At 67.1% G+C, this 20,334-nt stretch carries 16 protein-coding genes; 12 read left to right on the top strand and 4 right to left on the bottom strand.

Annotated elements, in window-relative coordinates; all coding sequences use genetic code 11:
- The first annotated feature begins 99 nt into the window (after positions 1–99).
- The 3 genes from P12x_RS15875 (at position 100) to P12x_RS15865 (ending at position 3,010) form a co-directional block, all read left to right on the top strand.
- A complete protein-coding gene (locus P12x_RS15875) occupies positions 100–801 on the top strand; it encodes a 5-oxoprolinase subunit PxpA (RefSeq protein ID WP_435005280.1) in 702 nt (233 codons plus the stop codon).
- Position 802: 1 nt separating this feature from the next.
- Complete coding sequence (locus P12x_RS15870; RefSeq protein ID WP_435005279.1) at positions 803–1,741, top strand: biotin-dependent carboxyltransferase family protein; 939 nt, start codon at positions 803–805, stop codon at positions 1,739–1,741.
- Between the two features lie 87 nt (positions 1,742–1,828).
- Entirely contained in the window at positions 1,829–3,010 is a 1,182-nt protein-coding gene (locus P12x_RS15865) for a hypothetical protein (protein WP_435005278.1), read from the top strand.
- A gap of 165 nt (positions 3,011–3,175) precedes the next feature.
- On the opposite strand, the gene P12x_RS15860 is transcribed toward P12x_RS15865, so the two are convergent.
- Both P12x_RS15860 and P12x_RS15855 read right to left on the bottom strand, forming a co-directional pair.
- Positions 3,176–3,763, bottom strand: a complete 588-nt coding sequence (locus tag P12x_RS15860) for a T6SS immunity protein Tdi1 domain-containing protein (RefSeq protein ID WP_435005277.1) — start codon at positions 3,761–3,763, stop codon at positions 3,176–3,178.
- Between the two features lie 28 nt (positions 3,764–3,791).
- Positions 3,792–4,538, bottom strand: a complete 747-nt coding sequence (locus P12x_RS15855) for a hypothetical protein (protein ID WP_435005276.1) — start codon at positions 4,536–4,538, stop codon at positions 3,792–3,794.
- A gap of 230 nt (positions 4,539–4,768) precedes the next feature.
- On the opposite strand from P12x_RS15855, the gene P12x_RS15850 reads away from it, so the two are divergent.
- The 8 genes from P12x_RS15850 (at position 4,769) to P12x_RS15815 (ending at position 15,874) form a co-directional block, all read left to right on the top strand.
- Positions 4,769–6,265: a c-type cytochrome domain-containing protein gene (locus P12x_RS15850; RefSeq protein ID WP_435005275.1), complete on the top strand. Its 1,497-nt coding sequence runs from the start codon at positions 4,769–4,771 to the stop codon at positions 6,263–6,265.
- Positions 6,262–6,621: a cupin domain-containing protein gene (locus P12x_RS15845; protein ID WP_435005274.1), complete on the top strand. Its 360-nt coding sequence runs from the start codon at positions 6,262–6,264 to the stop codon at positions 6,619–6,621. Before P12x_RS15850 ends, P12x_RS15845 begins: the two co-directional genes overlap by 4 nt.
- A gap of 351 nt (positions 6,622–6,972) precedes the next feature.
- Positions 6,973–7,896, top strand: a complete 924-nt coding sequence (locus P12x_RS15840) for a ribokinase (RefSeq protein WP_435005273.1) — start codon at positions 6,973–6,975, stop codon at positions 7,894–7,896.
- A 144-nt stretch (positions 7,897–8,040) separates the two neighbouring features.
- A complete protein-coding gene (gene ggt, locus P12x_RS15835) occupies positions 8,041–9,747 on the top strand; it encodes a gamma-glutamyltransferase (protein ID WP_435005272.1) in 1,707 nt (568 codons plus the stop codon).
- 149 nt (positions 9,748–9,896) lie between these two features.
- Positions 9,897–10,616, top strand: a complete 720-nt coding sequence (locus P12x_RS15830) for a CvpA family protein (RefSeq protein WP_435005271.1) — start codon at positions 9,897–9,899, stop codon at positions 10,614–10,616.
- A gap of 85 nt (positions 10,617–10,701) precedes the next feature.
- A complete protein-coding gene (locus P12x_RS15825; RefSeq protein ID WP_435005270.1) occupies positions 10,702–13,137 on the top strand; it encodes a DUF1553 domain-containing protein in 2,436 nt (811 codons plus the stop codon).
- 38 nt (positions 13,138–13,175) lie between these two features.
- A complete protein-coding gene (locus P12x_RS15820; RefSeq protein ID WP_435005269.1) occupies positions 13,176–14,510 on the top strand; it encodes a DUF1501 domain-containing protein in 1,335 nt (444 codons plus the stop codon).
- Positions 14,507–15,874: a c-type cytochrome domain-containing protein gene (locus P12x_RS15815; RefSeq protein ID WP_435005268.1), complete on the top strand. Its 1,368-nt coding sequence runs from the start codon at positions 14,507–14,509 to the stop codon at positions 15,872–15,874. The genes P12x_RS15820 and P12x_RS15815 overlap by 4 nt, the downstream gene beginning before the upstream one ends.
- Before the next feature lie 57 nt (positions 15,875–15,931).
- Here P12x_RS15815 and P12x_RS15810 read toward each other — a convergent pair whose 3' ends face one another.
- Both P12x_RS15810 and P12x_RS15805 read right to left on the bottom strand, forming a co-directional pair.
- The gene (locus tag P12x_RS15810; RefSeq protein WP_435005267.1) at positions 15,932–17,083 is read right to left on the bottom strand and encodes a citrate/2-methylcitrate synthase; all 1,152 of its coding nucleotides are present in this window, start codon (positions 17,081–17,083) and stop codon (positions 15,932–15,934) included.
- 500 nt (positions 17,084–17,583) lie between these two features.
- Positions 17,584–19,641: a DUF6798 domain-containing protein gene (locus tag P12x_RS15805; protein ID WP_435005266.1), complete on the bottom strand. Its 2,058-nt coding sequence runs from the start codon at positions 19,639–19,641 to the stop codon at positions 17,584–17,586.
- A gap of 197 nt (positions 19,642–19,838) precedes the next feature.
- On the opposite strand from P12x_RS15805, the gene P12x_RS15800 reads away from it, so the two are divergent.
- A complete protein-coding gene (locus tag P12x_RS15800) occupies positions 19,839–20,201 on the top strand; it encodes a hypothetical protein (protein ID WP_435005265.1) in 363 nt (120 codons plus the stop codon).
- The last annotated feature ends 133 nt before the right edge of the window (positions 20,202–20,334 follow it).

Here is a 20,334-nt window from a genome sequence, read left to right as displayed (position 1 = left end):
GTCCGACGGACCTAACTTGCCGACCCCGCCCGGATTGCCCGTGCATCGGCGAGGACGATCGAATACCGGCACGTTACAATGGCCCGAGTGGAGGACTTCATGACCCGGACCATCGACCTGAACGCGGATCTGGGCGAGGGCTGCCCCTGGGATCGGCCCCTGCTCGAGCGCGTCACTTCCGCCAGCCTCGCCTGCGGGGCCCACGCCGGAGATCCCGAGACGATCCGGCAGACCCTCCGATGGGCCGGAAATCGCGGCGTTGTGGTCGGAGCCCATCCCGGCTATCCCGACCGGGCAGGGTTCGGCCGGTCCGAGAAGACCATCCCGACCGAGGAGTTGACCCTCTTGATCGAGCGGCAAATCCGTGATCTATCCGGCTGGGCCGGGGATGAGGAACTGTCGCTCCAATTCCTCAAACCCCACGGGGCCCTCTACAACCAGGCCCAGCGCGACCGATCGGTCGCCGAGGCCGTGATGGACGCGGCCCGGACCTTCGGACTCCCTGTCCTGGGACTGCCTGGCGGCGAGGTGGAGAGGCTGGCCATCGAGCGTGGCCACTCGTTCCTCTCCGAAGGCTTCGCCGACCGCCGCTATCAACCCGACGGCCGGCTCGTCCCCCGGACCGAGCCTAACGCCCTGCTTCACGAACCCGACGAGATCCGGGCCCAGGTCCTCTACCTGCTCGATCGGGGGATCCGGACCATCTGCATCCACGGCGATGACCCTCGATCCGTCGAGCTGGCCGATCTGGTCCTTTCGACCTTGAGGGATGCGGGAATCGAGCCCCGGAGCTTCGCCTGACGTGGGCCTTCGTGTGATCCGACCCGGCCCGAGCGCGACCGTCCAGGACCGGGGACGCGTGGGCTACCGATCGTTCGGGGTGCCGGTCGGCGGGGCCTTCGACCTGGGCTCTCACGACCTGGCCAACGCCCTGCTCGGGAACGAGCCCGGTGCTTCGACGCTGGAGCTGACCCTGGTCGGGGGGATCTACCGGGCCGAGACCACGCTCGGACTCGGGCTGGCCGGGGCCCCGATGGGTTGCACAATCCGCGACCCGTCGGGGCGGGAGCGGACGCTTCATGTCCCCCAAACCACCACGATCGACCCGGGGGAGGATCTCATCATCGGCGGGACTCCCCGAGGAGCCAGGACTTACCTCTCCGTCAGGGGCGGCTGGCAGACGCCCCCGATCCTGGGCAGTCGGTCGACGGAGGAACGACTCCGGGCCGGAGATCTCTTGCCCGCTGAGCCTGGCTCGACGTTGACACGAAGGCCCTGCCTGACGCCCGAAATCGGACTCGAAGACGACCCGATCCGGGTGATCGACGGGCCTGATCCGGCCATCTCGGAAGGGGATTCCCGGCTCCTGGAGTCGGGGGAATTCCTGGTCTCGTCGAAGGCCGACCGGATGGGGCTGAGGCTCGAAGGGCCGAGGATCGACCGGGAGGGGCCGGACGATCGGGCGTCGGCCCCGGTGAGCCCCGGCGCGGTCCAGATCGCGGGAGGGCGGCCGATCGTCCTGGGTGTCGCCGGGGGGACCATGGGAGGGTATCTCCACCTGGCCCATGTGATCTCGGCCGACCTGGAACGCCTGGCCCAGCTCAGGCCCGGCGACCGCCTTCGGTTTCGGAGGATTGAGGTCGAGGAGGCCCGGCGGATCGACCGGGCGGATCGCCGGGAGCGAGCCCGATGGCTGGCCCGGATCGCGCTGATTCAGGGTTTCGCCGAGGGGCTCGACTGATCGGGGTTGAGCTTGCCGGATCGTCGGGAATCCGGTATCAGTTCGGCCCGATCCCCGCCATCCCTCTCAACCCGGAGCACGGCCTTGATGACGATCGGCTGCCGAATCCGGCGGACCGCGACGGGGTTCGCCGCCCTGACGATTGCCGCCCTGACCGGTTGCCATACGGTCCCGGTCGCTCGGATCGCGCCCTCGCCCAATCGGCCCCAGTCGGCCCTGGCCGCGGTCGGGCGAGCGACCCTGTTCCCGGCCACGGTCGCGATGGAACCGCCCTCGGAGATGTCGTCGATCGAGCCGGTTTCGTCGGGCGCCACCAGCGAACCGGCGCCGGGTCGGCTCGAACTCTCCAGCCCGGCGATTCCCGTCCCGGTGTCGGTGTCGACCCCGGTCACGCCCCCCCTGCAGGATGAGGCCTTGGTCCAGGCCCGAGGTGTCGAGGCGATGGTCGCCGAGGAGATCGCCCGAGCCTCCGTGCCTCCGGCCCCCGAGCCGGAGCCCGAGACCGGTCCGGCTCCCGAACCAGTCCCGACGGGCGAGCTACCCGAGCCCGACTCGGCCCACGCCGAGACGCTCCGCGAGGTCAAGGCGGCCGAGCCGCCCCGGCCCGAGGATCTCTGGCGGGACGGAGTCCGGCAGCTCGTGACCCTGGCCCGGGCACGGGGCGACGAGCCGGGGGGCTCGGGGACGCCCTGGGGCCTCCGGTCTCGAGTCCTGGCCTGGCTGGCCGAGCCCGAGATCGTCCCCGACGTCAGCCTGCACGAGGCCGATGATGTCCGCGCCGTGCTCCATGCCATGGAGGATGTCCCGTCCGATTCCCAACGCGACGGGGAGGATTTCCGGGCTGCGGTCCGGGTGATCGAAGACCGGGCCCCGCTGGAGATCGTCGACCTCCGCCTTTGCAGCAAGGTCGAACGGTTCGGTGACTTCGAACCCTTCGAGCCTCCGATCCGCAAGGCGGGCCAGGAGGTCGCCATCTACGCCGAGGTCGACGGCCTTCACCACGAGCCGATCCAGGCCGGATTCCGGACTCGACTGGCCGCCCAGGTGGAAATCCTCGCGGAGGCCGGCGGCTCGCCGATCCTCACACTCCCGCTCGGGACCGCCGAGGAAGTCTGCCGACGCCGCCGGCGCGACTATTACATCGCGTATCGGCTGGTCCTCCCCCGGTCGCTCGTCCCCGGCGATTATCGGCTCAGGCTGACCGAGAAGGATCTGGCCTCGGACCGATCCGCCACCCGCGAAGTCCCGTTCGGCATCGCCCCGGGCTGATCCCATCATGGACGGATCAGTCGCCCAAGGCTCGCACAAAGAGGGGATACAGGCCGGTCAGCACGATGTTCGGGCGTCAATCCTCAATCCGGGTTTGTTCCGTCGCCCGCCTTCCCCTCGCCGAAAGGCTCCCGACCCGGGCGACAAATTCGATCCCGAGGCGACCTATTCGGCCCTACCCTTTTCGATCGGGCGAACCGGGAGAGAATCCCTCGACTGATCGTAGAGCTGCCCGAGGACCTCGAAGTGGACCTGCACGTCGGTCGGCTCGAAGTTCGAGGCATCATCCTTCCCGCCCAGGATCGGAGGGACCTTGTAGCCGTAGCAGAAGCCGGGGTCCAGGTCCATCCCTCGGGCCTTCAACTGTGCCACCAACTCGGGCTGGAACCATTCGCCCTTGTGGTCCGGCTCGGCCTTCAAGGTCTCGAACTCATCGGGACTGCTGGCGACCCTGCTCAGGCGTCCCGCTCCTGAATCGAGCCAGTAGACCGAGCCGTCCGACCCTTGCAAGAAGAGGTCGCCGAGGGCGCTGATCGCGATCGGCCTGCACGACTCGTCCACGAGCCATCGCCAGTCCTTGAGCAACGGCCCGAAATCAACATCGTAGAGATTGACCGTCAGGTCGTTCCAGGAGAGTTCCTCGGAAGTCTGAGGACTCCCATCGGGCCCTTGAGCGGTCGAATCGAGCAGGGCGGCCCCGACCAGCACGACGAGGATCGAGAACAGGCACGCGACCGGCTTCCCGTATCTCATGTTCGACTCTCATCCCTCCAGGTTGGGCTCAAGGTACCTCGATGATCGCACGCCCACTCCGACGGGAGATCCATCGGGCGATCTGCCCATCGAGTTCCGGTTCCGGGTCGCGGAAGCCCTCGCGCGTGCTCCAGCTCCCCCCGTCGTCGAAGTTCAGGACAAAATGAGGCAGATGGATGGTGTTCCCGTTCGGGGCCCGGAAGGTCGATCGACGTTCGATCGAACGGACACGGTTGTACTCGTACAAAGCGCCCTGAAGCGAAAGTGTTCGAGCAATCTCGATACCGTCCTTGGTGAATCGGGTGTAGGTCCTCGCCATCAGGAAGGTGAAAAGCACGGACCCGACGACGATCACGATCGCCATCCAGGAAAATGCCCGGTAACCATCGAAGCCGACACGCTCATCGCAGGCCCGCACATAGCGTCGATAGCGCTCGCCGAGCAAGGCTCGATAGAGCACCGTGAGCGGGATGGCCGAGGTTATGATGCCCAGGAAGAACGCGGGGAAGCACCAAAGGATCGGGATGGGCCGGAGAAGATACTGAGTATCGGGTGCCTCCGGGTGGAGAAAGCGAGCCGTCTCCGATAAGGCCAAGTACCAACCATAGCCGGTGGCCGGCACGAGCAGGAAGAGCGGCAGCAATGAGCCGAGTTCCCATCGTCGGTAGGAATCGCGCTCCTCTTGGGTTAGCCCCGGCTCCGATGGGTCTGCCACGCGCAACGGGAAGACCCGTCGGAAAAGCTCGAATGCGGCCCGAACGGCAGAAGCCGACATTTTGCGACTCAGCTCCACCAGGGTTTCTGATTGACCGAGAATCCTGATCTTTACCGCACTTCAGCGATTCGCGTTATCGAGTCGATTGTCCTCCGGAATCTCCGGAATTGGCATAGAGTTTCCTTGACCACATGCGTCCACTCCGTGGCTGGGGGCCTTGCGAACCCGCACTGGATTTCGCACAATCAGCTGATCCAACCGTGCACTATCACCTCGAACGGGATGGGTTTATGTCGGACAATCATGGCAGGTTCGGTCGCCAGGTCGTTGCTTCGGTCCTGGCCTGGGGACTGATCGCTGGCTTCGAGTTCGCCTCGGCGGGCGAGCGTCCGGCTCGGGTGGTCCCGGTCGCTCAGAAGACCGCCAGGAAAAAAGGCGGGGCTTCTCGGAAGGAGGAGCCCAAGGCGGAGCAGTCGACGCCGCCGGCCTCGACCACCCCGGGGGCCGCGGCCCCGGCCGATGGGGCGCTCTCGTTCCAGCGCGACATCGCGCCGATTCTGGTCGCGAACTGCCTGGGCTGCCACAGCGGCAACGGGGCGGGACTTCGGAACGGCAAGCTGAACATGACCACCTTCGACAAGCTGATGTCCGGCGGCAAGCGAGGTCAGGACATCGTCCCCGGCGACCCCGAAGGGAGCCACCTGGTCCAGATGGTCAAGGGGGAGGAAACCCCCAAGATGCCCCCCAATAACGGCCAGCGGGGATTCTCCGAGGAAGCCGCCGCGAAGCTGGAGACCTGGGTGAAGCAGGGGGCTGTCCTCGACGCCGGGGTCGCACGGACCGACCTGATGACCAAGTACGCCGCAAGCCTCGACGACCTCAGGAATGACGACCTCGCCAAGATGAACCCGCAGGAGCGCGACAAGGTCGCCGAGCAGGCCGGTCGCGAGCGATGGAAGAAGGCCAGCAAGGCCGAGCCCGAGGCCACCTTCGGGCCTCATTTCCTGGTCCTGAGCAACCTGCCCAAGCCCCGGGTCGACAAGCTGATCAAGGCGATGGAGTCGCAGTTCTCGCAGGTCAACCGGACCCTCTCGACCGGGCGGACGCCGGTCCTGGGCTCGACCGAGAAGATCGGCCTGTACGTCTTCAACGACCGGAATAGCTTCGTCGAATTCGTCCGGGCCGTCGAGAACCAGGAGGTCGAGGCCACCGAGGGCGCCCGGGCCAAGCTGGACGTCGCGTCCCCTTATGTGGTGGCCTTCGATCCGCTCGGTGGGGGCGAGGAGACGACCTCGGCGCCCGCCCGGAAGGGAGCCCGGAAGAAGAAGGCCGACGACTCGCCGACAAGCGGTCCCGAGCGGACCCTGGCGGGGCTGATCACCGAGCCGTTCGTTGTCGGGGCCGCGAACAAGGCGGGCAAGCCCCCGCGGTGGGTCTCGCTGGGCCTCGGTGCCTTCTTCGCCTCCCAGCTCGAAGCGGGGAGCCCCTACTACCGAAGGCTCCGCGCCGAGACTTCGGAGAATATCCGGATCGGCTGGAAGCCCAAGGCCAATGAGGCACTCGGCGGAGAAGCCAACCCCGAGACGTCCCGCGCCATCGGCTTCTCCCTGATCGAGTGCCTGGCCAGCAATTATCCCGCCCAGGTCCTCATGGCGTTCATCCACGACATGCTCGAAGGGCAGGGGAAGCTCGACGAGGCGATCGGCAACCGCCTGAACCTGGATCGCGAGGAGTTTTTGAACTCCACCGAACTCTGGCTCAGCGAACGGTACGGGGTGTCTCAATGAGCGAGCCCACCCCGCCCCCTGATCCCGACCGAGGCTATTTCATCGAAGCCGGAGGGGGTACGCATCGTCATCTGTTCCCCGGGGTCGAGATCCGTGCCACGGCCGGCGAGGGCCTGATGCTCTCGCTGGTCCACTTCGAACCGGGTGCCATGGTCCCCGAGCATTCCCACCCCCACGAGCAGATGGGGATGATGATCTCCGGCCGCGCCGAGTTCACCGTCGGCGGCGTCACCAAAATCCTCGGACCCGGCGAAATGTGGCGGATCCCCGGCCACGTCCCCCATCGGGTCGTCGCGATCGACGGACCGGCCGTCGCCCTGGATGTCTTCCACCCGGTCCGCGAGGATTATCGCTGACAATTCTCAGGACTCAGGACTCAGGACTCAGGACTCAGGACTCAGGACTCAGGACTCAGGACTCAGGACTCAGGACTCAGGACTCAGGACTCAGGACTCAGGACTCAGGACTCAGGACTCAGGAGAGTATCGCGTCTCGGCCTCCGAATCCTGTTTTCGTAGGGTGGCGTCGAGCGCAGCGAGGCCCACCACATCGACTTGGTGGGCCTCGCTGCGCCCGACGCCACCCTACAACTCTTGGCCAGCAAACAACTTCCGGCAACAGCCGAATCCCGAGTCCTCCAGTCCCGAGTCCTCCAGTCCCGAGTCCTCCAGTCCTGAGTCCCGAGTCCTCCGGAGAGGGCCTCCGATATGGGCCGAGTTGTCGTCCTGGGCGCGAGCCTGATGGACATGAACCTGCGATTGGACCGGCTCCCAACCCGTGGAGAGACCCGGCTCGGTCGCGAGTTCTTCTCCATGCCTGGCGGGAAGGGGGCCAACCAGGCGGTCGCCGCCCGTCGGGCCGGGGGCGAGGTCGTGTTCCTGACCGCCTTCGGTCACGATGATTTCGGCCGACAGATCCGAGACCGCTACTTCGACGAGGGGATCGACCTCCGGCATGCCCGGATCGTCGACACCGACCCCTCCGGCGTGGCCCTGATCCTGGTCGGAGACGACGGCGAGAACCTGATCGGGGTCACGATGGGGGCCAACGCCCGACTGACTCCCGAGTGGGTCGACGAGCTGCCCGACGACGTCTTCGCGCCCCCCGGAGTCCTGCTGGCCAGCCTGGAAGTCCCCCTGGAGGTCGTCCGGCGCGCGATCGAACGGGCCAACCGCTCGGGGATGCCGGTCATCCTGAACCCCGCCCCGATGTCCGCGAATCTCTGGTCCGATCGCGATCCTCCGAACATTGACGTCCTTACGCCCAACCAGACCGAGGCCGGAATCCTGACAGGGATGAATGCCTCGACCGATCCCTCGATCATCGCCGATGCGTTGGTGGCGATGGGCGTGGGGACGTTCGTCCTGACCCTGGCGGAAGAAGGCTGCCTGGTCGTCGAGGGGAAAACGCGGGTGAAGCTCCCCGCCCACCGGGTGAGGGCGGTCGATACCGTCGGGGCCGGTGATGCCTTCAACGGGGCCCTTGCTGTCGCCCTGGCCGAGGGGCTCGCGCTGGTCGAGGCCGCGACTCGGGCCAACGCCGCCGCCGCGATCGCCGTCACGCACCCTGGGGCCCAAGGATCCTTGCCCACTCGCGACGCGATCGAGCGGATGATGGCAGGCCGCCACTGAGCGGCCGAAGCTTCTGGCATGTCGTGCCTTGATCTGCGAAAGTGCACCGACCGCTCGTGATCGCGATCCGATCCCGTCGGCTCGGCTTGTCGACGCCGTGCCGGAATCGACCGGACCTGGTCCCCCATCCCGAAGGACATCTCGATGCCTCGAAACCTCGTGGTGCCCGCCTTCCTGGCAATCCTCACCTTGATGATGTTCGGCGGCCGGGTACTGGCCCAGGCTCGCCCGACGGACCCACCAAACCGGACCCGGTCGGCCGTGCTCGCGCAAGGGGGTATGGCGGCGACCAGCCAGCCGCTGGCGACTTCCGCCGCGATCCGGGTCTTGCAGGAAGGCGGGAATGCGGTCGATGCCGCCATCGCGGCGAATGCGGTGCTGGGCCTCGTCGAGCCGATGTCCTGCGGGATCGGAGGCGACCTCTTCGCGATCGTCTGGGATTCGAAGTCGAAGAAGCTCCACGGGCTCAACGCCAGCGGTCGGGCCCCTTATGCCGCTTCGATGGACCTCTTTCAGTCGAAGGACCTGGCGGCGATCCCCACCTCCGGCCCGTTGAGCTGGTCGGTCCCCGGCTGCGTCGACGGCTGGGATCAACTCCGGGCCCGTTTCGGGACCAAACCCTTCTCGGTGACCCTCGCCCCGGCGATCGCCTACGCCGAAGGGGGATTTCCCGTGAGCCGGATCATCTCCGAGGACTGGGCCGGGGCGGCTTCGAGCCTGGGGAAGGTCCCCACCTCCGCCGCTTGCTTCCTCCCCGGTGGAAAGGCGCCGAAGTTCGGCGAGGTCTTCCGGAACCCCGGCCTGGCCCGATCACTCCGCCTGATCGCTGACCAGGGCCGGGACGCCTACTACAAGGGCCCGATCGCCCGGGCGATCGTCGACTACTCCGAGTCGGTCGGGGGCCTCTTCGCCCCCAAGGACTTCGAGGACCATACGAGCACCTGGGTCGAGCCGGTCTCGACCAACTATCGAGGGTACGACGTCTGGGAGTTGCCCCCCAACGGCCAGGGGATCGCGACACTCCAGATGCTCAACCTCCTGGAACCCTACGACTTGAAGGCGATGGGCCCGCAGTCGGTCGAGGCGCTCCACCTGATGATCGAGGCGAAGAAGCTCGCCTACGAGGACCGGGCCAAGTATTACACCGACCCCGAGTTCTCCAAGGTCCCGGTCGACGAGCTGATCTCCAAGGCCTACGCAGAGCGAAGGGGCAAGCTGATCGACCCCGAGAAGGCCAACGACCATCCCGGACCGGGCGACCCCCTGGCCTCGGACACGATCTACATGACCGTCGTCGACAAGGATTTCAACGCCATCAGCCTGATCCAGAGCAACTTCCACGGGTTCGGGTCGGGTCACGTGGCGGGCGATCTCGGGTTCCCGCTCCAGAATCGGGGATGCCTGTTCGCCCTCGACCCCGACCACGCCAACAAGCTGGAGCCCCACAAGCGCCCGTTCCACACGATCATCCCCGGCTTCGTCACCAAGGAGGGCCAGCCCTGGCTCTCTTTCGGCGTGATGGGCGGGGACATGCAGGCCCAGGGGCACGCCCAGGTCCTGATCAACATGATTGACCACGGGATGGATGTCCAGGCGGCCGGCGACGCCCCCCGGTTCTATCACTCGGGTTCGGCCACGCCGACCGGGGAAAAGGCCGAAGGGAGCGGGGTCGTGGCCCTGGAATCGGGGATCGGTCCCGAAATCCGGCAAGCGCTGGCCGCCCGAGGGCACAAGATTTCCGGGGCTAGCGGGACTCATGGCGGCTACCAGGCCATCCGCATCGACCTGAAAAATGGCGTCCTGATGGGAGGCTCGGACCCCCGCAAAGACGGACAGGCGATGGGATATTGAGGGGCGATCGGACGCTTTCCCCTCAAGTCGACCGAGCGCAACGCCGATAATTGTGATACAGCCTGGTAAGTGGAGGTCAATGATCGTCCACGACCGGCGAATCCATGAGTAGGCACCACGTGCGAGCGACCGGGGGAGGGGCTGGACCGATGGGCTTGGACATTGCGCTCGGGGTGATGATTCTGTTCGGGGCGATCCGGGGTTGGTTTCGCGGATTCGTGCTCCAGTCGATCCAGCTAGCCGGGCTGGTCGGATCTGTGTACGCGGCCGGCCCGATCCGCGATCAGGTCGGCCCACACGTCGCCCCTTACCTCAAGACGATCGACCCGTCTCTGCTGGGCCGGATGCTCTGGTGGTCCTCGGCCGTGGTCGCCTACATCGCGATCGTGGGACTTTCGAGCATCGCCGTCAAGCTTTACCGGAAGCGGCCTTACGGCGAGCCCGAGCCGAATTACACCGACCAGTTCGCCGGGTTTCTCCTGGCGGCGGGGAAGGGTGCGGTCATGGTCGCCTTCCTGATCGGTGCCTTCGATCGGTACGTCCTGACCCACGCCCGGCAGCTTCCCTGGGCGGCCGAGCAGATCCAGACCTCGAAGGCATTGGTTTGGAACCAGGCTTACAAACCGGCCGAGCGAATCTGGTCGGCCATGCCGGTCCAGAGGTTCGTGGCCCATGTCCGCCAGATGGGGGTGGATGCCCCCGATAAGTATTCCATGCCGGAGTCGAGCGAGGTCAAATCGCCCACCGTCCAGACCGCGGCGGCCCGCCCCCCTCGGCTCGATCTCCCCGCCGTCCCCCGTCTCGACCCAGAGTCCCCCGACTTCGTCGAGAAGTTCGATCAGGCGCTCCGGCAAGTCGACCGCCCCTGATCGTTCCGCGACGATCCGACTTGTCGCCTCGCGCCGGTGATGAGAAATTGGAGGGGTTGTTCCGCCAACCGGGAGGCGACCCCTTTTGATTTACTGCTGGTTCGCGATCCTGGGTCTCATCGTGCTGGAAGCCTCCCCGGCTCCCCTCGTGAGCCTGGACGTCCAGCCTTCGCGGGTTTCGCTCCAGGGTCCCGACGGCCTGGTCCAGTTGATCATCTCGGGACGAGCCGCCGATGGGCGAACGTCCGATCTCACGGCTACAGCGCGATATACGACACGCGATCCCCAAATCCTCTCAGTCGATCCCGATGGCCTGATCCGTCCGCTCAAAGACGGTTCGACCACGATCGAGGTGGCGGCCGGAAGCCTGGTCCAGCAGGTCGAAGTGGTGGTGACGGACTTCTCCCACCCCCGGACGGTCCGCTTCCTGGGCGAGGTCGTCCCGATCCTCACTCGTTACGGCTGCAATGCCGGGGGCTGCCACGGCAAGTCGATCGGCCAGAACGGGTTCCGGCTGAGCCTCTTGGGTTTCGATCCCCAGGCCGATTACGAGGCGATCGTCCGGGAAGGGCGAGGGCGAAGGGTCTTCCCTCCCAACCCCGAGGCCAGCCTACTCCTGAGGAAGCCCTCGGCTACGATCCCCCACGGCGGAGGAAAGCGGCTCGAGGTCGGATCGGCCGAGTATCGGACACTCGCCCGGTGGATCGGTCAGGGGATGCCCTCGGGCCTTCTGTCGGAACCTTCGCTCGTCGGGCTCGCGGTCGAGCCCCGTCAGAGGGTAGTCCCTCGTCGGGGGCGGCAACAATTGCGGGTCGTGGCCTCGTTCGAAGACGGCTCGACGGCCGACGTCACCCGACTCGCCCAGTATCAATCCAACGCGGACGATCTGGCGGAAGTCACCCCCAACGGCGTGATCCGGGCGCTCGATGGATTGGGCGAGGCCGCGATCATGGCCCGGTTCGGCGGCCTGGTGGCCGTTTCTCGGGCCTCGATCCCGATGGAGTCGGGCAGCGCCGATTGGGTCGATCCCGCCTTGCGCAACTTCATAGACCCTCTGGTCTTTCGAAAACTCCGCGAACTGGGCCTCCAACCCAGCCCGTCCTGCACCGACGCCGAGTTCGCCCGCCGCTCGTCGCTCGACCTTTGCGGAAGCCTGCCCGAGCCGGCAGAAGTGATCGCCTTCGAGGAAGATTCCGACCCCTCGAAGCGGTCGAAGTGGGTCGACCGCCTCCTGAGCCGGCCCGAGTACGCCGACCTGTTCGCGATGAAGTGGTCGGCGATCCTCCGGAACAAGCGGGCCTTGGGCGATCTGGCCAAGCCCGGGACCTTCGGGTTCCACGACTGGATTCGCCAGTCGATCGCCCAGAACAAACCCTACGACCAGTTCGTCGCCGAGATCCTCGGTGCCAGGGGCGACGCCCGATGGAACCCGCCGGTCGCCTGGTATCGCCAGGTCAAGACCCTGGAGGAGCGGGTCGAGGACTCGGCCCAGCTTTTCCTCGGCCTCCGGATCGGCTGCGCCCGCTGCCATCATCACCCGTTCGAGAAGTGGGGCCAGGCCGACTATCAGGGCTATGCCTCGTTCTTCACCCGGATCGGGACCAAGCCCGGGTCCGACCCGACACTCCCCCTGATCTATAACCTCCCCGAAGTGCTGGCCAAAGATCCCCGGACGGGCGAGCCCAGGAATCCGAAGCCTCCGGGGGGAGCCGAGTTGGACGATCTCGGCCGGTATCGCGACCCTCGCGATTCCCTGATCGAATGGATGAGGACTCCCGAGAACCCCTACTTTGCCCGGGCACTGGTCAACCGCTACTGGAAGCATTTCCTGGGTCGAGGCCTGGTCGAGCCCGAGGACGACCTGAGAATCAGCAACCCGCCCTCGAACCCGGAGCTGCTCGACGCCCTGGCCGACGACTTCATCCGGAGCGGGTACGACCTCAAGCACCTGGCCCGGACCATCGCCACCAGCCTGGCCTACGACCGTACGAGCCTGCCCGAAGGTTCGAACGGCGAGGATCGGCGGAACTTCGCCCGCTTCTACCCGAGGAGGCTCCCGGCCGAGGTCCTGCTCGACGCGATCGACAAGGTCGCGGGCGCTCGCGAATCATTCCCCGGAGTTCCTGCCTCCACGCTGGCCATCCAGCTCCCCGACGACGGGTTCGCTTCCCCCTTCCTCGACACTTTCGGCAGGCCCGCACGCGACACGGCTTGCGAATGCGAGCGATCGGCGGAGGCCAACCTCTCGCAAGCCCTCCACCTGCTCAACTCCGACGACGTGCAAGCCAGGATTGCCGACGAGAACGGCCGTGCGGCCCGGCTGGCCCAGGACCCCCGGCCCGACCCGAAGAAGGTTGAAGAGTTGTACCGACTGGCCTTCTCCCGCCGACCGACCGACAATGAACTTCGGGACTGCCTGGCCTTCCTGGAATCGCATCGATCCGGAGGAAGACTCCGCCAGGGCTTCGAAGACCTGATCTGGACGCTGATCAACACCAAGGAATTCCTGTTCAACCGCTAGAAGATCCGGGATTCTCCCCCCGACCGAGGCGCTAGCCCATGCTGGAAATCTCCGGGACTCGCTACGGATCGTGCGAAGGCCTGGCTCGTCGGAGCTTCCTGCGCCTGGGAGCCCTGGGCCTGGGCGGCCTGACGTTGCCGGACCTCCTCCGGGCTCGAGCCGGGGCGTCGGGCCAGTCCTCGAACGATCGGGCCGTGATCCAGATTCTGCTGAGCGGCGGGCCTTCTCACCTGGAGACCTATGACCCCAAGCCCGAGGCCCCGCTCGAATATCGGACCGAGATCCGGGCGACCCCAACCAAAATCCCGGGGGTCCGGCTCGGCGAGTTGATGCCGGGACAGGCGCGGGTGATGGACCGTTTGGCGATCATACGGAGCCTGTCGCACGAGACCTCGGATCACGTCGCGGGCCTCCACTGGATCATGACCGGGTATGCCTCGACCCAGCAGCAGCAGGCCCGCAACGAGCGGCCCAGCGTGGGATCGATCGTGGCCCGGCTCCGGGGGGCGAACGGCTCGGGCGTCCCGCCTTACTGCTCGATGACCAGCGGGGCGGCCTTCGGCGGGTTGTTCCAGGGGGGTGCCTACCTCGGTCCGGGGACTAACCCGTTCCGCCTCGATGTCGGGCCTTCGGGCGACCTGGCGGGGGGGAACCTCCAGAGCCCTCGGGGTCTGACGCTCGACCGGCTCGAAGATCGGAAGTCGCTCCTGGCCCGGCTCGACACGATCGACCGTCGGCGCGACCTCTCGGGGGAGATGGACGGGCTCGACCAGTTCACCGCCCAGGCTTACGAGATGGTGACCGGCCCGGCGGCTCGCCAGGCGCTCGACCTGTCTCACGAGGACCCGAGAATCCGCGACCGATACGGCCGGTCGAGGGTCGGCCAGTCCTGCCTGCTGGCCCGTCGCTTGGTCGAGGCGGGCGTGACCTTCGTCACCATCGCCGAGGGGAACTGGGACCACCACGCCTCGGTCGCCCAGAACTGCCGGAAGCAGGTCCCGGCGTTCGACCTCGCGGTCTCCAGCCTGGTCGAGGACCTGCACGATCGAGGCCTTTCGGATCGGGTCCTGGTGGTCGTCTGGGGCGAGTTCGGCCGGACACCCAGGCTCAATGGCTCGGGAGGCCGCGACCACTGGCCGGGCAGCATGAGCGCGATGGTCTCGGGCGGCGGCCTGAGGATGGGGCAGGTGGTCGGGGCCACCGACCGCAAGGGGGAACAGCCCACGGAACGCCCGCTCCGTCCCGAGGATCTCATTCAGACCGTCTATCACGTCCTGGGGATCGACCCCCACCACGAGTTCCCCAACGAGTCGGGCCGGCCGATGGCCGTCATGGACCGAGGCCGACCGATCGCGGAGTTGATTGGATCATGATGTTGCTCTCACTCGCCGTTATTTGTGCCCTCGTCGCCGAGGATCCAACTCCGATCGCCGTCTCGGTCCCGACTCGAGAGAAACCGGTGAGCTACGCCAGCGAGGTGGCCGACATCCTGGACGCCAAGTGCGTCGGCTGTCACAACTCGGGCCTGTCCGAGGGGAAGCTCCTGATGGAGGACATTCCCGGAATCCTCAAGGGGGGGAAGAGTGGCCCGGCGATCGTGCCCGGCAAGTCGGACGAGAGCCTCTTGTTCCGGATGGGAGCCCACCTGGTCGAGCCGGTCATGCCCCCGAAGGAGAAGAAGGATCAGGCCCCGCTGACCCCCGAGGAGCTGGGCTTGATCAAGCTCTGGATCGACGCCGGGGCGAAGGACGACTCGGCCGAAGGACCCGAGCCGGTCCCGATCACGCTGGGCGACCTCCCGTCGGGGGTCCACCCGATCAACGCGGTCGACCTCTCGAACGACGGCAAGCTCGTGGCCACCGGTCGGGGGAACCGGGTCTATCTCCATGACGTGGCCTCGGGCAAGGAATTGGCCTCGCTCGGCGGGCACAAGGACATCATCCAGTCGCTCCGATTCAGCCCCGACGGCAAGAAGCTGGCGGCGGGCAGCTATGAATACGCGACCTTGTGGGACCTCCCCGATGATCCGATCGCCCCGATTGGCGAGCCTCGGAAGTTCGGCCCGCATGCCTTCCGGGTCCTGGCGATCGACTTCAGCCCCGACGGCAAGCTGATGGCGACCGGCGGCGGCGAGCCATCTCGGTCGGGAGAGGTCAAGATCTGGGACGTCGCCAGCGGAGATCTGGTCCGGTCGCTGGAAACGCTCCACACCGACACCGTGTTCGCCGTCCGGTTCAGCCCGGACGGGTCGAAGCTCGCCACCGGCTCGGCCGACAAGTTCCTCAAGGTGATCCGGGTCGAGGACGGCAAGGAACTCAAGTTGTTCGAGGGGCACACCCACCACGTCCTGGCGGTCGACTGGTCGAGCGACGGCAAGCAGCTCGTGACCGGCGGGGCCGACAACGTCCTGAAGGTCTGGGAGTTCGAGACCGGCGAGCAGCTCCGGACCCTCTCCGCCGCCGACAAGCAGGTCACCTCGGTCCGGTGGGTGCCGGGCAAGCCGCTGGTGGCCGGGGCCTCGGGAGATTCGTACGCCCGGTACTGGGACCCGACCAAGGAAACGGGCGTGGTCCGGACGTTCCTGGGGCCGAGCGACTACCTGTTCGCGGTGGCCACATCGCCCGACGGCAAGGTCGTGGCCGCCGGGGGGGCCGACGGCATCTTGTACCTCTGGAACGGCGACGACGGCAAGATGATCCGCAAGCTGGAGCCTGCGGCAGGCGATCCCAAGCCCTGATGCGAGTCGGTCGAGGTCGTCAACCCGGGACGACCTCGACCGATCGGTCGGTTCCGGTCACTTCCGATCGGCGAGAGGGACGACGGGCCGGTTGGGCGGGCCGATGTATCGGGCTCGGGGGCGCATCAGCCGGTTGTGGTCGAGCTGTTCGATGATGTGCGCGGCCCACCCGGCGACCCGGGCCATGGCGAAGATCGGCGTGTAGAGGTGGATCTCCAGGCCCATGTAATGATAGAGCCGGGCACTCGGCCAGTCGACGTTGGGTGGGAGCTGCTTCTGCTCGGTGACGGCCCGCTCGATCGGCTCGGCGATCCGCTCCCACCGGTCGTCGCCGACCTCGGAGGCCAGGCTGGTGCAGTGGGACTTGAGGATCCGGGCTCGGGGGTCGCCGGTCTTGTAGACCCGGTGGCCGAAGCCCATGATCCGCTCCTTGCGGGCCAGGGCATCCTGGATCCAGGACTCGGCCTTGTCGGGCGAGCCCACCTGTTCGAGGACCTTCCAGGCTTCCTCATTGGCCCCGCCGTGGAGCGGCCCCTTGAGCGTCCCGATCGCCGCGACGATCCCCGAGTAGATGTCGGAGAGGGTCGAGACCGTGACCCGACCGGAGAAGGTCGAGGCATTCAGCTCGTGCTCGGCGTAGAGGACCAGCGAGAGGTCGAACGCCTTCCGCATCGCCTCGGACGGGACCTCACCGTGGACCATGTAGAGGAAATTGGCCGAGAAGTCGAGATCCTCGCGCGGCGCCAGGGGCTCCAGGCCCTTGCTGATCCGCTCGCGGGCGGCGACGGCGGTCGGCATCTGGGCGAGCATCCGCTCGGCCTTCCGGACGTTGGCGGCATGATCGGTCGGGGCGGCGTTGACCTCGTGGTCGAAATGGGCCAGGACGCTCACCGAGGTCCGGAGGACGTCCATCGGGTGATTCCCGTCCGGGATCTGGCGGAGCAGGGAGACCAGGGGCTCTGGTAGTCCGCTCGACGCCTTGACCCGCGACTGGAACTCGGCCAGGGCCGACTGATTCGGGAGATCGCCGTGGAGGAGGAGGTAGGCCGCTTCCAGGTAGGAAACCCCGGCGGCAAGGTCTTCGATCTGGTAGCCGCGATATTCCAGCCCGCCGGCACCCTGCTTCCCCTCGACATTGGAGATCGCCGTCTCATTGGCGATCACGCCCTCCAGGCCGGGGTGATACTCATCGACCGACGCAGTGCTCATGGCGGACTCCGCTCGAACAGGGTGGGCTAGAACCGAAGGCCGCGCCGGGTCCGGAGGGCCTCTCTTGAACACTATCCGACCGCAGGGCTTCGGTCAAAGGGCGAGCCCAATCCTCGGAAGATCGGGGCTGGCCCGCGCCGGGTTGGTCGTTCAATCGAGGGTGGTGCGGGTCGCACTCCGGCCGCCACGCGGCATGCTCTCAAGTGTAAGCGAATCGGGCCGCAGCTTCCACGCCCCGGAGCCCGGAAGTCGAAGCCTCATTATGGCTAAACACAAAGGGGGTTGCGACTTGCCTTGACGCAAGCCGCAACCCCCTGGGAAACACGCCCCTGCCAGGCTCCCACCCCCAAGGTGAGTTGCCCACGCCTTCCGCCCAGATTGCGCGGACAGCCTGGCAAGGGACGTCTGCTCGAGGTTCGTGGAGGTGGATCACCTCACGACCTTGTTTTAGTCGTTCAATCACGATTGAAAAGGGAGCCGAGAGAATTTTTTGCCGAGTTTTATTCGGCATGCGGGTTGAGGGGCGAGACCGGCGGGTCGAACGAGGTCGTCCGGACTCGATAGACCGCGTAACGCCCTTCGACCCGGAGCAGTTCCAGGGGCCCTCCCGGGGCTGGCGGCGTTCCTCTCGGGGCGGCGGCCAGGACATGAGTGGCCCCCTGTCGCCGGGCGAGCGAGGCTCGTTCGAGGTCGGTCATCTCCTGGTATCGGGCCTCCAGCCGGTGACGATCGCCCAGGTAGGCGCGGGCGAACTCGGTCGTCGACCCCCGGAAATCGACGTGATCGCGATAGCGCGTCGACCAGTCGAGCAGCCCCGCGGCATGGTAAGGACCACCCGCCCGGTTGAAGGCCAGGGGCCGCCTCGACCAGAGCCGGAACGTCTTGGGGCCGGGCGGGCCGATGAATCGGGACGAGGCCGGGGTCCGGTCGCGAGCCCAGACCGCCAGCCGCTCCAGGTCGTCCGTGGGTGTTTCCGAAAATCGACACCGGGCGACCAGGTCCGAGACGATCCGGTGTTTCGCGGGATCGACGATCATCGGCGCGACCGCCGCCGAGACCGGCAGCGCCCAGGCGGCCACCATCGCCAGTCGGATTCGCCGAGGGGTCCAGCCGGGCGTCCATCGACGGGCCAACCGCGACCCCACCGCCAGGACCCCGATCGAGGCGATCAGGGGCCAGTGGCCCGACTCGGTGTCATGCCGCGATAGGTAATACAGGCCGGATCCGAGAAGGACCAGGCCCAGGAGGTTGGGGACAATATCTCGGAGACCGTCGGCGATTCGTCGGATCTCGGGACGTTGCACCGCCCAATCGGCCAGCGCCATCCCCAGGTCGACCGCCGTCGCGACGATCAGCATCCCATCCCCCGAGAGGCCCACGCCCACCAGGACGGCCCTCGACCGGCTCGCGAGATCGCCCCGGGCCCAGAGTGTGACGACCCGGCCCGAGACGGCAATCAGGGCCAGGCCCCGGGCCAGGGTGGCCATCCGGAACGGCTGGAAGACCGTAACCCGGATGTCGCCGACGACCTCGACGGCCAGGTAGGCCAGCCCCAGGCTCGCCAGGTTCACCCCGATCAGGACCGCCAGCCGGACCCTCGACGCGGGCCAGGGCGCTCGAGGCCCGTCGAGGCCCACCCGGCCCAGGGCCAGGAGGGCCAGGATCGGATAGCAGTCCCAGGCCATCCATTGCCAGGACCGCCACATCGACGGCAGCATATGCTGCGGGCCCTGGACCTGGACCGAGAGGAGCCGGAACTCCTCCGGGGGAAGCCCCTCGAAGAGCGAGCCCCCCTGGGCCGACATCAGTGCCAGGCCCGGCCCGAGGGCCAGCCCGAGGCCGATCACGGCGCCCACCGAGGTTCGAAAGCTCACGCCCGACCGGCCAACGAGGCCCCAGACGCCCCACGCCACGGCCAGGGTCAGGGCCAGTTGGAGCCCGACCGAAGGATGCACCAGCGCCGCCAGGCCCAGCCAGGCCGCGCCCGACCAGGCCCCGCGCCTCGGGTCGCCGACCGCCGAGGCGATCGCCATCCAGCCCAGTCCGAACCCGATCAGCCGATCGAGCAAGGTGGACTCGAACAGGTGATTCGTGCCGACATTGCCCGCCTTCGCCATCAAGACCAGCACGAATGCGACCAGCCCGACCTTGCCCCCCAGCTCGGGCCAGGCCGATCGAGCAAGCCGGTCGACCCCCGAGGCCGTGGCCCAGAACGTCAGGGCGAACAGCCCGGCCAGCCCCGCCGCCAGCCCGAACGGACGACTCGCCAGGTCGATCAGGGCCAGATAGCCCCGGTGCGGGTTGAAGGCGTCGAACGCCCGGACGAAGGGGTCGGTCGCGTAGAGGGTCGGGTCTTGGAGGTGCAGGAGCAGCGGGAGCCGATAGGCCTGATCACCGTCGAAGGCGTGATAGCCCCGGAGCGTCAGGTAGAGGCCGGGGATCGCCAGGAAGATGATCCAACGGGCCGGAGAACCGGCGCGACTCGGGGCGGTTGGAATGTCGGTCCTGGGCGCCGGCCGAGCCGCCTGCCTGACCGTCCGAGTCGTTGCCGATGCCATGCCAGCCCCTCCCGGCCGCCCGGGTCCCCGGACCTGGCCGAGCGGGAGTCTGACGCGAGCGGGCGGATCGGTCAACGTCGGTTATCGACCGGTGCGATTCGACGGCCTTCGAGACGGACTCTGGTCGAAATCCGTTCTACGGGGTAGCATTAGATTCGAGGAGTCGCCGAGATACTCCTCCCGAGGAACATCCAGCCATGCCGGAACAGCCATCGAAGTTCGAGAGTCCCGGTCCCCCGGCCGCGGACCACATCGAAGAACTTGCCTCTCGACTTCGCGACGCGGAGCACCTGGACCCGAAGGCCAGGTCCGAGGTCGCCGATCTCCTCCGGTCCCTGGCCGTCGAGCTGGAGCGTGGCGAACCGTCAGAGCACGGGGACCACCTGGCCCACTCCACCGCGCAACTGGTCCGAGCCGTGAGCGATCGGCACGAACCCGGCCTGATCCAAGCGGCCCGAGGTCGCCTGGATGACGCGATCGCCAGGGCCGAGGCGAAGGCACCGGTGGCGACCGATATCGTCGCCCGACTGTCCGACTTGCTGTCCGGCATCGGAATCTGAGCCGTCCGAAATCCGCCCATTCCCACACTCCGCCAGCCCCCACCGAAGATGAGCCTCATGCCCGCGAACTCACGCTCCCGGATCGACCACCGGGAGCCCCGACGCCCGATCACGCGGCAGGGTCTCGCGAACC

Origin of the sequence: Tundrisphaera lichenicola (genome assembly GCF_051175385.1) — a bacterium.
Lineage (GTDB): Bacteria > Planctomycetota > Planctomycetia > Isosphaerales > Isosphaeraceae > Tundrisphaera > Tundrisphaera lichenicola.
The sequence above is the reverse complement of the archived record's forward strand: the minus strand, read 5'-3'. Positions and strand labels throughout refer to the sequence as shown.

What these genes read in the sequence shown, in the direction of transcription:
- P12x_RS15875 (WP_435005280.1), top strand. Translation starts at nt 100, where the DNA reads ATGACCCGGACCATCGACCTGAACGCGGATCTGGGCGAGGGCTGCCCC.
- P12x_RS15820 (WP_435005269.1), top strand. Translation starts at nt 13,176, where the DNA reads ATGCTGGAAATCTCCGGGACTCGCTACGGATCGTGCGAAGGCCTGGCT.
- P12x_RS15815 (WP_435005268.1), top strand. Translation starts at nt 14,507, where the DNA reads ATGATGTTGCTCTCACTCGCCGTTATTTGTGCCCTCGTCGCCGAGGAT.
- P12x_RS15865 (WP_435005278.1), top strand. Translation starts at nt 1,829, where the DNA reads ATGACGATCGGCTGCCGAATCCGGCGGACCGCGACGGGGTTCGCCGCC.
- P12x_RS15840 (WP_435005273.1), top strand. Translation starts at nt 6,973, where the DNA reads ATGGGCCGAGTTGTCGTCCTGGGCGCGAGCCTGATGGACATGAACCTG.
- ggt (WP_435005272.1), top strand. Translation starts at nt 8,041, where the DNA reads ATGCCTCGAAACCTCGTGGTGCCCGCCTTCCTGGCAATCCTCACCTTG.
- P12x_RS15860 (WP_435005277.1), bottom strand. Translation starts at nt 3,763, where the DNA reads ATGAGATACGGGAAGCCGGTCGCGTGCCTGTTCTCGATCCTCGTCGTG.
- P12x_RS15805 (WP_435005266.1), bottom strand. Translation starts at nt 19,641, where the DNA reads ATGGCATCGGCAACGACTCGGACGGTCAGGCAGGCGGCTCGGCCGGCG.
- P12x_RS15800 (WP_435005265.1), top strand. Translation starts at nt 19,839, where the DNA reads ATGCCGGAACAGCCATCGAAGTTCGAGAGTCCCGGTCCCCCGGCCGCG.
- P12x_RS15830 (WP_435005271.1), top strand. Translation starts at nt 9,897, where the DNA reads ATGGGCTTGGACATTGCGCTCGGGGTGATGATTCTGTTCGGGGCGATC.
- P12x_RS15850 (WP_435005275.1), top strand. Translation starts at nt 4,769, where the DNA reads ATGTCGGACAATCATGGCAGGTTCGGTCGCCAGGTCGTTGCTTCGGTC.
- P12x_RS15855 (WP_435005276.1), bottom strand. Translation starts at nt 4,538, where the DNA reads ATGTCGGCTTCTGCCGTTCGGGCCGCATTCGAGCTTTTCCGACGGGTC.
- P12x_RS15810 (WP_435005267.1), bottom strand. Translation starts at nt 17,083, where the DNA reads ATGAGCACTGCGTCGGTCGATGAGTATCACCCCGGCCTGGAGGGCGTG.
- P12x_RS15845 (WP_435005274.1), top strand. Translation starts at nt 6,262, where the DNA reads ATGAGCGAGCCCACCCCGCCCCCTGATCCCGACCGAGGCTATTTCATC.